This window comes from Blochmannia endosymbiont of Colobopsis nipponica (genome assembly GCF_014857065.1).
Lineage (GTDB): Bacteria > Pseudomonadota > Gammaproteobacteria > Enterobacterales > Enterobacteriaceae > Blochmanniella.
Window position 1 is genome coordinate 712,661 of the sequence record NZ_CP046533.1, and the last position, 15,456, is coordinate 728,116.

At 26.0% G+C, this 15,456-nt stretch carries 9 protein-coding genes; 6 read left to right on the forward strand and 3 right to left on the reverse strand.

From position 1 onward, the window contains the following. Positions 1-129 precede the first annotated feature (129 nt). A complete protein-coding gene (gene mdtH, locus GN160_RS03235) occupies positions 130-1,353 on the reverse strand; it encodes a multidrug efflux MFS transporter MdtH (RefSeq protein ID WP_192380316.1) in 1,224 nt (407 codons plus the stop codon). Between the two features lie 518 nt (positions 1,354-1,871). Between mdtH and murJ the strand changes: the two genes are divergently transcribed. After that, complete coding sequence (gene murJ / locus GN160_RS03240) at positions 1,872-3,428, forward strand: murein biosynthesis integral membrane protein MurJ (protein ID WP_192380318.1); 1,557 nt, start codon at positions 1,872-1,874, stop codon at positions 3,426-3,428. A 53-nt stretch (positions 3,429-3,481) separates the two neighbouring features. Here murJ and argS read toward each other — a convergent pair whose 3' ends face one another. Then, entirely contained in the window at positions 3,482-5,218 is a 1,737-nt protein-coding gene (gene argS / locus GN160_RS03245) for an arginine--tRNA ligase (RefSeq protein ID WP_192380320.1), read from the reverse strand. 542 nt (positions 5,219-5,760) lie between these two features. Here argS and aspS point away from each other — a divergent pair. Continuing rightward, complete coding sequence (gene aspS, locus GN160_RS03250) at positions 5,761-7,506, forward strand: aspartate--tRNA ligase (RefSeq protein WP_192380321.1); 1,746 nt, start codon at positions 5,761-5,763, stop codon at positions 7,504-7,506. A gap of 919 nt (positions 7,507-8,425) precedes the next feature. Continuing rightward, positions 8,426-9,445 (forward strand): murein DD-endopeptidase MepM, encoded by a 1,020-nt coding sequence (gene mepM / locus GN160_RS03255; RefSeq protein ID WP_225624840.1) that lies wholly within the window; start codon positions 8,426-8,428, stop codon positions 9,443-9,445. Positions 9,446-10,178: 733 nt separating this feature from the next. Here the strand turns inward: mepM and GN160_RS03260 are convergent. After that, positions 10,179-10,334 carry a hypothetical protein gene (locus GN160_RS03260; RefSeq protein WP_192380325.1) on the reverse strand — a complete coding sequence of 52 codons (156 nt, stop codon included), beginning with the start codon at positions 10,332-10,334 and terminating at the stop codon, positions 10,179-10,181. A 1,407-nt stretch (positions 10,335-11,741) separates the two neighbouring features. Between GN160_RS03260 and zwf the strand changes: the two genes are divergently transcribed. The 3 genes from zwf (at position 11,742) to cspE (ending at position 15,411) form a co-directional block, all read left to right on the forward strand. Continuing rightward, a complete protein-coding gene (zwf, locus tag GN160_RS03265) occupies positions 11,742-13,226 on the forward strand; it encodes a glucose-6-phosphate dehydrogenase (RefSeq protein WP_192380901.1) in 1,485 nt (494 codons plus the stop codon). Between the two features lie 788 nt (positions 13,227-14,014). Continuing rightward, positions 14,015-14,920 (forward strand): protease HtpX, encoded by a 906-nt coding sequence (gene htpX / locus GN160_RS03270; protein ID WP_192380327.1) that lies wholly within the window; start codon positions 14,015-14,017, stop codon positions 14,918-14,920. Positions 14,921-15,201: 281 nt separating this feature from the next. Then, positions 15,202-15,411, forward strand: coding sequence for a transcription antiterminator/RNA stability regulator CspE (gene cspE, locus GN160_RS03275; RefSeq protein ID WP_192380329.1), 210 nt, complete (start codon positions 15,202-15,204; stop codon positions 15,409-15,411). Positions 15,412-15,456: the final 45 nt, after the last annotated feature.

Sequence of the window (15,456 nt, forward strand, 5' to 3'; positions counted from 1 at the left end):
TATTTTAGTTTTTTAATATTTTTCGGTCAAGGATATTTTATGTCTAAAAAATTTAGATTTTTATCGTTGTCAATTTAAATTTTACATGAACAAGTAATGTAAGATGATTTAGAATTGAAAAATAGAATTTTATTTTTTTTTGTTTTTATGAACTTTATTATTAATTGATGTTTTAATATTATTATGTTGGAATTGGCAATATAATCCGAGTAGAGTAACTATTCCAATTAATCCTAACATACACCATGGTAATTCAGGAATATTTAATTTATTACCTATATCATACAACCAACCGCTACCTCCGTAACCTATAATGCCTCCCAAAGCAAGACCTAATCTGCTAAACCCCATGTAACTACTACGTGCTTTATGATTTACAAAAGATGCTCCTAAGGTTTCTCGTGCTGGTTCAGCAATGATAGATCCTATATAAAATAAACTGATTAATACTAATAAAGTACGTAAATTTTGAATTAGTCCAATAGGAAATAAACTGACTAACATAATAGTTAAACCAGTCATTAATCTTGTTTCTAATTTAAATCTTTTTTCACTCCAACAAGAAATAGGATAAAGTAATAACAAAGACAAAGTTGCTTCTATAGTATACATCCATCTTACAGCTGATGGCTGGCCTGCGACTTCATTAACACGTATGGGTAACATTAACATTACTTGTATGGATAGCATATAATAACCAGTTAAAGTTAAAACGTATGTTACAAATCTATGATCATGTAATACTTTTTTTATACCTTCCAACAAAGAGATTTTTATAGTAGATACACGATATGCAGGTAATTGCCAGGCATTAAAAATTGCTGCTAGCATAAATAATGCTGAGCCAGTTAAACAAACAAATTTAAAATCGTACTTTAATAACCAACTACCTAATAAAGTACCTATGATTGCACACAGACTATCTTCTAACATTAATAAAGAATAAAATCGTCCACGTTCCCAAGGTCTGATTAATTTCATAATTAATGCTGTACGTGGAGGATCAAATAAAGTTCCTCCTAATGCTGAAAAAATACATGCAAGCCATAATAACCATGGTGTATCTGCTAGGCTCATAATAATTAATCCAATAGCACGCATTAACATGCCAGAAACAATCATTGGTTTTGCTCCTAATTTATCTGCAAATGCTCCACTAAAGATTCCTAATCCTTGTTGAATTAATTGACGTAAACCTAATGCTATTCCCACTATTAATGCCGTCCAACCTAAATGTTCTATAAAATGTATAGAGATAAATGGAAATACAACATAAAATCCCATTACTACTAACATGTTGTCCATGATTAAAAAATATTTTCTTAGGTTTCTAGCTTGTGATACTGAAAACATGTTCCACCATTAAATTTGGAAAAATTCATTTCTTATTCAAGTTGGTTATTGATGGTAATCATATAATACGATTGTATTAATCAATGTGGTTTTACTTATTTTGTGATAAAATTAATAATATTCAATTACGTATATTATAATACATTTAATAGTATAAATTTGTTTTTAAATAAATATTTTTTGATTATATTAAGGTCTGTAATTTGTAATATTTCTGTAGGATCTATTTTGAAAAATTTTAAATTATGAATTAAAAAAAATATCAGAGAATGTTATTATTATAAATATTTTAATTATTAATTGCGATTATTGTCATATTTTGAAATTCAAATTTGGTAAATTTATATTTATTTCATTATTCCTTTCTTTGAATAATATTCAGTGATCTGGTTATAACTGGATGATTAAATTATTATAATTAAGCTTATTGTTTACTGATTTTTATTCAAGTTATTCCGGATAATGAAAATGGATATTAATTAATAAATAATATTCCGCCTTGTAGTGTGATGAAGTTTATGAATATTTTAAAATCTTTATATGCGGTTAGTATTATAACCATGTTTTCTCGTATATTAGGATTTATCCGTGATATTTTGATTGCAAGAATATTTGGTGTTGGTTTGATGACCGATGCTTTTTTTATAGCTTTCAAGTTACCTAATTTTTTACGTAGAATTTTTGCCGAAGGAGCTTTTTCTCAAGCCTTTATACCAATTTTAGTAGAATATAGGAAAACACAGGAAAAATCAGTTGTCCGTGCTTTTATTGCACATGTATCCGGATTATTGATATTTATATTAGTATTTGTTATTTTACTTGGTGTTCTTACTACTCCTTTTTTAATTAGTATATTTGCTCCTGGATTTATCAATATTAGGGAAAAGTTTACTTTAACCATTGATTTGGCTAGAATAACTTTTCCTTATATTTTTTTTATTTCATTATCCTCTTTAATAGGAGCTATTCTTAATACTTGGAATATTTTTTTGTTACCTTCTATTGCTCCTATACTTCTGAATATTAGTATAATAATTTTTGCTATGTTGGCTACTTCGTTTTTTTATCCTCCGATTATGGCATTGGCTTGGTCAGTGATAGTAGGTGGTATATTACAGTTAGTGTATCAACTTCCATATTTAAGTAAAATTGGTATGTTAGTAATACCTCATTTAAATTTTTTTAATTTTGGAATATGGAGGATATTAAAATCGGTAGGTACGATAATCTTAGGTGTTTCTGTCAATCAAATATCTTTACTAATTAATACCATTTTCGCATCTTTTTTAGTTTCCGGTTCTGTGTCTTGGATATATTATGCAGATCGTCTTATGGAATTCCCTGTAGGTATTTTAGGAGTATCATTAAGTACTGTTTTATTACCGTTATTGTCTCGGTCATTTTCGGATAAAAATTTATATCACTATTCTTGTTTAATGGATTGGAGTTTAAGAATTTGTTTTATATTATCTTTGCCTAGTGCTTTATTATTAGGTGTTTTAGCTAAACCATTAGTTATAGTATTATTTCAATATGGTAATTTTTCGTCTTATGATGTATTAATGACTAAACAGGCTTTAGTTGCTTATTCTATAGGATTAGTGGGTTTAATTTTGGTAAGAATTTTATCTTCTGCATTCTATTCTTCTCATAATATACAAATTCCAGTGCGTATTTCTTTTATTGTATTAATTTTAACTCAATTAATGAATATAGCTTTTATTATACCATTAAAACATGTTGGTTTATCTTTAGCTATTAGTTTAAGCGCTTGTTGTAATGCGGGTTTACTTTATTGGCAATTGCGTGCAAATAAAATATTTAAACCACAACCTGGATGGTTAATATTTTTTTTGCGAATATTGTTAGCGTTAGGAATGATGTTAATTGTTACTGTGACGTTACGTACCTTAATAATTGATTGGACTACTGGCGGCATGTTGTATAGGTTTTTACGTTTGATGAGTGTAATATCGGTAAGTTTTTTAGTTTATTTTATTAGCTTATGGTTTGTAGGAATTAGATTAAAAGATTTTCTTGATAAGTTTCGTTTTTATTCTTTTTACACAGATTAATTGTATTATCAGGACAAAATTTTTTGAGATTTTGGTGATTTATTTTAATGTCTTTACATTTGTTCTGTTGTTTCAATTCCTAATAGATTTAATCCTTTTTTTAAAATTTTAGCGGTTAATATTAATAATTTCAATCTACTATGTCGTGTGATTTGATTTTGTGTTTTTAAAATAGAACAAAATTCATAAAAAGAAGAAAATAATGTAGCTATTTTATAAAGATAAGAACACAATACATGTGGAGTACCGTTTTTTGCTACTATAGTAATAGTTTCTTCGAAACGGAGGAGATACAGAGCTAATTGAATTTCTTGCTGTGATTCCAATTTTATTTCTTTTGTTAATTTCTCTTGTTCTTTTTTGCTATTTTTTAGAATAGAATTGGCGCGAGTGAATGCATATAGTATATATGGAGCTGTATTTCCTTCGAAATTCAACATTTTATTCCAATCAAATATGTAGTTTGTTGCACGGTTTTTTGACAAGTCGGCATATTTTATAGCACCAATACTAATAATTTGTGCTAGTCTTTTTATATTTACTGAATTTTTATTGTAGTTTTTGCTTAATATGAAATTATATGCTTTTTCTAAACCTTCATCTAATAATTTTTTAAGTTTTACAGTGTTTCCTGATCTAGTTTTAAATGGTCTACCTTTCTTATCAAGTATCATGCCAAACATATGATGTTCTAAGGATACATATTTATTTATATATCCAGCTTTACGCGCAATGTTCCACACCTGGTTAAGATGTTGATGTTGACGATAATCAGTATAGTAAATTATTCTATCTGCTTTTAATATTTCAGAACGATATTTTATACAGGCAATATCGGTAGTTGTATACAGATACGATCCGTCTTTTTTTTGAATAATTACGCCCATTTTTTTGCCTTGTTTGTTTTTTACATGGTCAAGGTATATTACAGTAGCTCCAAAACTTATTACTGCTAATTTTTTGTTTTTTAGATCTTTTATCATATTAGGTATCATATTTCGATACATACTTTCGCCCATGATATTATTTTCCTGTAAGGTAATATTCAGGCGTTCATAGATTTTTTGATTTTCTTTAATAGTTGCTCGTATTAATTTTTTCCATATTTTAAAAGAGTAATCGTCACCATTTTGCAATTTTACGACGTATTCTTGTGCCATTTTTGCAAAGTGTGGATTTTGATCATATTCTTTTTTAGCTTTTCTATAATATTTTTCTAATTTATTAATATTAATTTTTTTATAAAATTGATCGTTAAGTTTTATTTGTTTCATATAAGCGATTAACATACCAAATTGAGTTCCCCAATCTCCTATATGATTAACACGAATTACATTATGACCTAAAAGTGATAAAGTACGTGCCATTGCATCTCCTATTACAGTAGATCGTAAATGTCCTATATGCATTTCTTTTGCCATATTAGGAGATGAGTAATCAATTATGATAGTTTTAGGAATTACAGAAGGTATACCAAATTTATTTTTAGAATATATTTGATTAATTTGTTGAGCTATCCAATTTGATTTTAGAAAAATATTAATAAAACCAGGTTCAACTATTTCTATTTTACTAGATATATCATTGATTTGAACTAAATTTATGATTTTGGAAGCAAGTTGTTTAGGACATATATTCAATTTTTTTGCTATGTTTATTATTCCATTAATTTGATAATCTCCGAATTCTATTTTACTAGACTGTTGTATGTTTACTTTATATACAGCTGGAATACTTGCATGAATAAAAGTCTTTTTAATTATTTTTGTAAGAAGTAATTTAATATTCATAATTTATGTTACGTTGAGGTTATGTTTTTAAAATTTTTATTTTAGAAATTAGGCTGTTACAATAAATAATGTATTGATGGATTAATTTAGTATATTATACGCTGTGTTTTGTGTTTTTTAATATAACCTATTCTAATTATAGTAATCTATTATTAATTTAATTAAATATTTTAAATTGTGCATTATATTATAGATTGTTTTAAGTTGTAATAATTTATATTTTAGATAATGTGCTCATTGTTTTTCCATGCATATACATAGTAAGGTATGGTTTATTAGTTTTTTATTAAAATGTAAATGAGTATCTTATATGATATTATTTTCGAAATAGTTTCTATTTTATTTTATGATATTTATAAATAAATAGACTATTTGTTCTATTTAAATTGTTAATTTTATTTATGGTTTATGTTCGCAATGCTGGGCTTATTTAATTTGTAATTGTTAATAAGCATGAATTCTATTAAAATTATTCTAATTTCTTACTTTATCAGTTTGTTTTATATTTGTTGTCATTAAATAATAAGTAGAGTAGTAAATTTATGCGTACTATATATTGTGGAGAGTTAGATTTATTTCATGTTGGATTAGAAGTAACATTATGTGGTTGGGTGAATAGGTATCGTAATATTGGGCATTTAATTTTTATTGATCTTCGCGATCGTGAGGGATGTATACAAGTGGTGTTTATTTCTAAACACAAAGAAGCTTTTGTTATTGCTTCTGAATTGCGTAATGAATTTTGTGTACAGTTAGTCGGCATTGTTAGAATGCGTCCAAAACTTTGTATTAAAAGCACAAAAAATATTGAGAAAATTGAAGTATTAGCTACACGGTTAATTATCTTAAGTCGTTCTGAATTTTTACCATTAGATTTTCATCAGAATAATTTTGAAGAAAAAAGATTAAGATATCGTTATCTTGATTTGCGTAGTTCAAATATGACAAAAAGATTGAAAATTCGTTCCATTGTCACAAGCTGTATTAGAAATTTTATGGAATCAGAAGGGTTTTGGGATATTGAAACTCCTTTATTAGCAAAAATAACTTTAGAAGGTGCTCGTGATTATTTAGTACCCAGTAGGGTGCATAAAGGTAAGTTTTTTGCTTTATCTCAATCCCCTCAACTATTTAAACAGTTATTAATGATTTCAGGTTTTGATCGTTATTATCAGATTGTTAAATGTTTTCGTGATGAGGATTTGCGGTCTGATCGTCAGCCGGAATTTACTCAGATTGATATTGAAACTTCTTTTACGACTGCTATTCAAGTGCGTGAAATTATGGAACGTTTAATAAGAAGCATATGGCAAAAGATTATAGGCATTGATTTAGGAATGTTTCCTCAATTTAGTTATGCTGAAGTAATGCGGAGATTTGGTTCTGATAAACCAGATTTGCGTATTCCCATCGAAATAATAGATATAATTGATTTAGTAAATCAAGTAGAGTTAGATTTTTTTTCTGATGCAATTAATAATAAAGGTCGCATTGCTTTGCTTAAAGTTTCTGGAGGATCAATTTTAAATAAAGATCAAATAAAAAATTATGTTCAATTTGTTCAATCATATGGTGTTAAAGAATTATTATGGATTAAAGTTCATGTATGTTCTGATGGTATTAGAAAAATTTATAGTCCAGTTTCTATTTTTTTCACTTCTTATGTTGTTGATGCTATTTTAGCTAGAAGTGAAGCTAATAATGGGGATATTATTTTTATTGCAGCAGGATCTACTAAATTAGTTACTGATGCACTTGGTGCTTTGAGAATTAAATTAGGTTTAGAATTACATTTAATACATTATGATAGTTGGATGCCTTTGTGGATAGTGGATTTTCCAATGTTCAAAAAAAATGATGAAGGTGATATTGTAGCCATGCATCATGCATTTACAGCTCCTATGAAAAATATTGATACACAAATGTTAAAATCCAGTCCATTTACAGCTATTGCGGATTCTTATGATATGGTAATTAATGGATATGAAATAGGTAGTGGTTCCGTACGTATTAATTGTCTTAATATGCAACGAGTTGTTCTTTCTATTTTAGGTATTAGTGAACATGAGCAAAATGAAAAATTCGGGTGTTTACTTGATGCCTTAAAATATGGCGCCCCACCTCATGCTGGTTTTGCTTTTGGTCTTGATAGATTAATTATGTTATTAACAGGCGTGAATAGTATTCGTGATGTGATTGCTTTTCCAAAAACTACTGCATCTTCTGATTTGATGCTTAATGCTCCTAGTTTTAGTGATGATGAAGCTTTAAATAAATTGTGTTATTGATATTATTAAACGAGTATAGATTTCTTATAAGATAAAGGGCTTGGATTCTTGTATTTATCAATTAAGATTAGAGTTTAAATATTATATATATAAATATTACACTTTAAACCTTATTTTTATAAAGTTGCGTTATTAAAATATTTTAATGAAATAGCTTTGTAAATTAATCATTAGGATTACAGGTCACTCCGTGGGATAATTTTTATTTATTAGAGTTTATTTGAGTTGTTTATGTTAGTTTAATTGGTAAATTTTAAATATATAGTAACATCAAATGTTAAATAATATGAATTGAAACTACATTTTCGATGAAATAGTTTTAATTTTTAGTTTTATTTATTTTTTAGTAGATATTATTTTTGTTCAATCATTTTGTTTTTGTTTATTAATTTCTTAATTTTAAAATGGTTTTGTATTATTCAGACGAAATATAATGTTATTTATTCATTAATAATGTATTAAATGTTTATCTGAAATTTATGTTATTTTATTCAATTTTATTATTTATTTTGAAGTTTAGTGTATTGTTATTTTAAATAATTTGTATTTATAAAATTAGGTTTATCTATTGATAGGTACAGTGGTACTATATTTTATGTTTAGGATATGATATTCTTATTTGAATAAATTTGTTCATAAAATCTTTTTTAATTTTAAATATTTACATTTTGTTTTTCTAATAATGCCTAGTTGTTTATTTAAATTACAAAAAATGACATTGTTATTTTTAACATTGTCAATTACGATTATGTTTATTTATAAATTTTATATTTGTTTTTTTATTTATCATAATTTTCAAAACTGCATTATTTTAATTGAGCAAAAATCCTTCAGAAATTTATTTCATCAAACTAATATAGTTGATAAACATGAATTATTTGAAATTAATTTTAATAATAATAGATTTATTAACAATAAAATGTGTAATGTTACATATGTTCGTGATGAAATATATGTTAATGATTTTACTATACGTAATATGGTATTTTTTAATTTAAAATCTGTGTGTTTTTATGATATTAAATATTTAATCTTGTTTTTATTACAAATTTTTTTAGGGAAAATTAAACAATATTTACCCATAAATTTTTTATATCAAGAAAAAATAATAGAATTTTTAGATGATGATCTTTTATCACGACATGTTTTAATACAAGAATCTGAATTTTGGCATAAGAAAACCATCATTATTCAAAATGATGGTAATTTTATTTCTAACCTTCGTGCTGCTGGATTAACTGATAATGATATTAGTATCATATATCAAGCTTTGCAATGGCAGTTAGATTTATGTTCTTTGCGAAAAGGGGATCAATTTTCAATTCTTATATCACGTAAACGTTTTGATAAAAAAAAAAATTATGGGACTTTACTTGGAATGAAATTACATGCAGGGGATAAGGATTATTATGCATTTCGCACTAAGGATGGGAATTTCTGTAATTTAAAAGCAATGTGTCCTTCTGAAGGTTTTATGAGATTTCCTATTGTAAAAAAATTTCGCATTTCTTCTACTTTTAATATGCATCGATTAAATCCGGTGACTGGTCGTATTTCTCCTCATTGTGGAGTAGATTTTGCTGTTCCTATTGGTACTCCAGTTTTTGCTGTTGGGGGCGGAGAGGTGATAATTAGTAAATATGGGGGATTAATTACTGGTAATTATATAGCTATTCGTCATAATTGTAAATGTATCACACGATATATGCATTTAAAAAAAATTTTAGTTAAACGTGGTCAGAAGGTAAAAATGGGAGATAATATTGCTTTATCTGGTAATACGGGTAGAACTACGGGACCTCATTTGCATTTTGAAATTTGGGTTAATAAGCGAGCTGTTAATCCATTAACTATTAAATTATTGCATATCAACAGTTTAAGTGGTTCTGATCGTTCTGCCTATATGTCTTATATTCAAAATATATTACCCCAATTATAGTAGTTGTTTGTGAATAGGTTAATTTTAATATATTAACTGTTGTTAAGTTTTGAATTTTTTCTATGGTATAGATATAGGTTGCTTGAAATTTTAGTTTGAATGTTTAAATAATAAACTAGTCTTATGTGTTATTTTTAATTTGTAGTTTAAGTTTTACTAAATCTATATTTGATATATTAAAAAGAATAATTTTATTTTGGTAAATGGATTTTATTAAAATAGTGTAATGTATTTAAAAATCGTTGTTTTTAAATAACGTAATCTTTTCTTCAAGAAAGATACGCTGTATCAAAGAAAGAGATTACGTTGTTATGTTTGTTATTAGTATGTTTTCTATATAATTAATTGTGTAAAGATACTTTAGATGTAAAATATAATATTATTTGATTTGTAAGATTCATAAGATATTTTTTATGTTGTTTTATCTAATATATTTATAAGTTCATTTATATAATTATTACAGAATTTCCTGGTGTAATAAATTTTTCTTGATTTAATAAATGAATAGTAAATATAGTTGTAGTTAAGTCTTTTATTTTTATTACAATAATTGTTGTGATTTCGCGATGAAAAGAAATGGTATTCAAAATTTTTTTTGATAAGACAAGTATTGGTTGTTTAATTTAATATTTGACATATTTAAAGCAACATTTTCTGATTCTATAAGAGAGGTTATGGACTTCATTATTTATAAAGTATTACATTTTTTGATTGGTTAATGTAAATATTATAATTATAACGATTCTTTAGTATCTATATAAATGTTATTCATTGCTGCGACAATTTCATTTGTAAATTGACCAATAATAGTTTCAACTAGAAGTACTGATGTTTTTTTTTCGTTTCGCACAGTATAAGTCATATCTATTGGTTCTTTGTAAATAGTCATCGCATTATTAATCGTTGATTATATCATTTGTGTTATTGTGATTTATACTTTGTTTAATGTTCTTGTTATTTTGTTAGTTTTTATATTTTTATTGATTCTTGATTACTTATTTTTACTTTTATATTTTTGCGTATCACCGTGATTACATCTGAATCTGGAATAATATTATTTATGTTTTATTGAAAGACATTATTTTCATGTTTTAAATTTTTGAAGTAACTTTTTTCATTATTTTTAGTTTTGATGAAGAATTTATCTTGTATAGCTTCTATTTTCACTGATGCAAGGACAAGGCATCGTAAGACATTTAATATTGTTTTAACGGCAGTAATAATATCAATTTTATTTTTTTTGTTAAAGTTTTGCAGATATTTTACTTCTTAATTTATTCTTTTTTATTATTTGGTATAATAATTCATCTATTATCATTTTGGTATGTATTTGTACGTTTTGTATTTTCATTACTTTTAATTTCATTCGTTTATTCTTTAGTAATAAGATATCATTTGGTTATGTATTATTTGGTAATTCTTTATAGTTTATGTTTACCTTTTGTTTGCTGTCTTTTATATGATATTCTGTAATCAAGTGCGACAACTGTTAACTTTTAAAGTTCTTTTTTAAAAAGAAGGTATCCGTGTTTTGGTCCTTGTAAGTTTTCTAGAATAGTTATGTGTTTTTTAATTTATTTGCAGTCCTTTTTATTCATATTGAGTTTGTGAAAAATGTTTTTTGTATTTCTGTGATGAAAATTTAATTGAATTATACTAATCTTTAAATAAATAAGTTTTAAGATTCTTATCATTATTAGTAATGGGTCTAATTTTATAATTATTTTATAATATTTTTGATTTTGTGTATCTGAATTTCATATATCAAATTAAATTTGTTGTATTTGCGTGTAATTGATTTATTAAGATGAATTTAATGCTTAAATTACAGATATTGTTAATGAATGCGTTTTGTTGATTTTGTAAACTATTGTAATATTAGTTAGCATGTGTTCTTATTATATTGTTTATAGATATATATAGTTATTAGAGTTTTAAAATTTTTAAGAATATTAGTTATATATTATTGTTTTAGTGTTTTAATACGTTATGCAAAATGGTATTTTGTTTTAGTTATTTAATTTTATGTATTCTAAATTGATTTTGGTGTTGTCAAGAGCTTTTTTAAAGTTTTTTATTAGTTATTTTATTTTGTATCTAAGATATGTATAATTTTAGTAACAGTTGTTTTTCATTTGAATATTTTGAATTAACCTTTATTTACATCTTATTCAGATATTGTAGATGGTGTAAGTATTGATGATATCTAGATTGTTTAGCATTATTCATTTTTTGTTATTATAGTATTAATTAATAATAAGTTTTATTGAGGTTAAATAATGTGTTAAAAGTATCTATGGTAGCAAAATCTTGTAATTTGGTTATTTTTGGCGCCAAAGGGGATTTAGCGCGAAGAAAATTATTGCCATCATTATATTATCTTGAAAAAATAGGAGTAATACATAATTCGACACGGATAATTGCTGTTGCTCGTGCAGATTGGAATACTCAAATGTATATTGAAGTTATTCGTGAATCGCTAGAAACTTTTATGCAGGAATCTGTTAATGAAATTTTATGGAAAAATTTTAGTGAAAGATTTGTTTTCTGTAATTTGGATGTAAATGAAACTAAATTATTTAATATTTTGGAGAATAAATTATCTTCTTCAACGGAAGTTAATATTTATTATTTTGCTGTGCCTCCAAACACTTTTGGTGCTATTTGTAAAGGATTAAGTTTTATTAATTTGAATCAGGAGCCAAATTGTATAGTAATGGAAAAGCCATTAGGTATTAATTTGGCTTCAGCACAAATAATTAACAATCAAGTAGCTAAATATTTTAATGAACACCAGATTTATCGTGTTGATCATTATTTAGGTAAAGAAACTATTTTAAATTTACTAGCTTTGCGTTTTGCCAATTCTTTATTTATCTCTAATTGGAACAATCGTATTATAGATCATGTGCAAATTACTGTAGCGGAAGAAATTGGTATAGAAGGTCGTTGGGGCTATTTCGATAATATTGGACAAATGCGAGATATGATTCAAAGCCATCTATTACAAATTTTAAGTATCGTAGCTATGTCTCCACCTTTAAATTTAACTGCTGATTGTATAAAGGATGAAAAAGTGAAAGTATTACGCGCTTTACGCAAAATTCACAGTGACAGTATATGTGATTATGTAGTGAGAGGTCAATATACTTCTGGTTTTATAAATGGTCAAGCAGTTCCTGGGTATTTGGAAGAAGTAGGATCAAATAGAAATAGTTATACGGAAACTTTTGTTTCCATTAGAGTTGATATAGATAATTGGAGATGGTTTGGTGTCCCCTTTTACTTGCGTACAGGGAAGCGTTTGGCTACTAAATATTCTGAAATTGTAGTATATTTTAAAAATCCTTTGGTTAACTTATTTATTGATTCTTATAAGATTTTGCCTAACAATAAGTTGACTATTAGATTACAACCAGATGAAGGTTTAGATATTCAAATCCTCACTAAGAAACCTGGATTAGAATCTAAATATAATTTGCAGCTTACTAAATTAGATTCAAGTTTTGTTCAAAATTTCCATTCACAATTTTTGGTTGATGCTCATGCAAGATTGTTGTTAGAAGTTATGTATGGTAGACAGTTGTTATTTGTTCGTCGAGACGAAATAGAATATTCTTGGAAATGGGTAGATTCAATTACGCAAGTTTGGGAACAAAATATGGATATTTTTTTACCAATAGGATACCAGGCTGGTACTTGGGGTCCTGCGTCTTCAATGGATATGCTCAAGCGTGATGGTCGTGCTTGGAATATTGTAAAGAAAATCAAAAATTGCTAATTATTTTAAATCTTAATATATTTAAGTTGCTAGTTTTGGGTATATATTTATTTATATACTACATTCAGATTTATTTATTGGTAATTATAATTTGAATATGTTCGTGATTTATTCTGTTATTGTTTTATTAAATTTAAGTGTTATTTTAGCTAGTTATTTTGATGATATTAATTGTGATTATATTAAAGAAAACAAATTTTATGCAATATTTAGAATAGATAGTATAACTTTATATAGTGTCTGTTTTATAGTAAAATTGTTGGAATTTTCCATTTTTTATAAATATTATAAAAGTGAGATATGGTTTTACATGATTTGATCAATAAACGAAATGTATCATCGTAGATTTTATTTCAGTTGTAGTAATTAGTTTATGATAATTTGAATTTATTTTAATATGGTATTATATTACCATGAAAATGTTAATCTATCTGATGCTTGTTTATCTATTTTAATTTTTTATATTAATTTTAGATGTTTAGTGTATTTAGGTTTATTTTTATTATCTTTTAATTTAGGTTTAGGTTAATTTCTTAATAATTTATGTAAGATATTTAGGTGCATGGATTAATTTACTGTGTTTTTTATGTTTGTGTTATTTTATTTTTTATGTTCTAATATTGCTCAATTTTGAATAAAATTTGATTTGAAATGATAATTGTATTGTTTTAAGAAAATGAATTTCATTCTTTAAGATTATATATGATAGTCAATTTAGTTCAAGATTCTTAATTTTATCTTTTATTATTAAGTTTTAGCATTTGAATTATAGTTGGGAATTGATATATATGCTGCGTATTGTTCTTTTTTTACTAACGAATCTATCTGTAATGATAGTTTTTGGAATTGTTATGAGTTTTAGTGGCATTAAACCGTCTAATATTGTTGGTTTGATGATTATGGCTGGTACCTTAGGTTTCAGTGGAGCTGTAATTTCTCTTATGATGTCAAAGATTATGGCTCTTCGTTCTGTAGGTGGTGTTATTATTGATCAACCTTGTAATGAGACTGAAAGATGGTTATTACAAATTGTGCGTTATCAATCTCAACAAATTGGTATAGTTGCGCCTCAAATTGCTATTTATTCTGCTATTGATCTTAATGCTTTTGCTACTGGTGCAAAAAAAAGTTCGTCATTGATTGCGGTTAGTACTGGTCTTTTGCAAAATATGAGCCGTGATGAAATTGAAGCTGTTATTGCACATGAAATTAGTCATATTTCTAATGGAGATATGGTAACTATGACTTTAATTCAGGGTATTATTAATACTTTTATTATTTTTGTGTCTCGTACGTTAGCTCAAGTTGCATCCAATTTTATATCTTCAGATCGTGAACGAGATGATAAAAATGATGGTAATCCGTTGGTATACTTTGCAGTATCAATGATATTGGAATTAGTATTTGGAATTTTAGCTAATCTGATTATATTGTGGTTTTCACGTTATCGTGAATTTTATGCCGATGCTGGTTCTGCTAAGTTAGTTGGTCGTGAAAAAATGATAGCTGCTTTACAAAGATTAAAGATTAGTTGTGATCCGCAAGAAGTTAGTAGTATATTGACATTTTGTATTAATGGACGTAGTAATACTTATTTAAATGAGTTATTTATGTCTCATCCATCATTAGATAAGCGTATTGAAGCGTTGCGTTCTGGTATTTATTTAAAAAAATCTTCTATTTTCTATGATTAAGATATAGTTAAAATTGTTTTATTATAGATGTGAGATAGAGTTGTAGTTTAAAAATTTTAAATTTAGAATAGTTTATTGATTAAAATTATTTTTAGTTTATATTATTTGTTGCAAGATTTATTTTATAAATTTTGTTTATGTTAAATATTAAGTTTTACTTCTTGGAATAGTTAATATATAATTGCAATTGTAAGATCGTTTAAACATTCAATTAATTAATTTGTTTACGATTTTTCGTTTGTGTTCTGAAGTGGTTTAATATTCCAAAGGAAATATGTAATATGGCAAAGATAAAAGGTCAAGTAAAATGGTTTAATGAGTCTAAGGGTTTCGGTTTTATTACTCCAGTAGATGGTAGCAAAGATGTTTTTGTGCATTTTTCTGCTATTCAAGGTAATGGTTTTAAGACTTTATCTGAAGGTCAGAGCGTGGAATTTGAGATACAAGATGGCCAGAAAGGTCCTTCCGCTGTTAATGTTACTACTTTGTAATTTTTGTAGTAAAGTCGGGTGAAGATTTGTATCGAATTAATCCCA

Coding starts and splice junctions, on each gene's coding strand:
- murJ (WP_192380318.1), top strand. CDS start 1,872: ATGAATATTTTAAAATCTTTATATGCGGTTAGTATTATAACCATGTTT.
- GN160_RS03260 (WP_192380325.1), bottom strand. CDS start 10,334: ATGACTATTTACAAAGAACCAATAGATATGACTTATACTGTGCGAAAC.
- aspS (WP_192380321.1), top strand. CDS start 5,761: ATGCGTACTATATATTGTGGAGAGTTAGATTTATTTCATGTTGGATTA.
- argS (WP_192380320.1), bottom strand. CDS start 5,218: ATGAATATTAAATTACTTCTTACAAAAATAATTAAAAAGACTTTTATT.
- zwf (WP_192380901.1), top strand. CDS start 11,742: ATGGTAGCAAAATCTTGTAATTTGGTTATTTTTGGCGCCAAAGGGGAT.
- htpX (WP_192380327.1), top strand. CDS start 14,015: ATGCTGCGTATTGTTCTTTTTTTACTAACGAATCTATCTGTAATGATA.
- mdtH (WP_192380316.1), bottom strand. CDS start 1,353: ATGTTTTCAGTATCACAAGCTAGAAACCTAAGAAAATATTTTTTAATC.
- cspE (WP_192380329.1), top strand. CDS start 15,202: ATGGCAAAGATAAAAGGTCAAGTAAAATGGTTTAATGAGTCTAAGGGT.
- mepM (WP_225624840.1), top strand. CDS start 8,426: ATGTGTAATGTTACATATGTTCGTGATGAAATATATGTTAATGATTTT.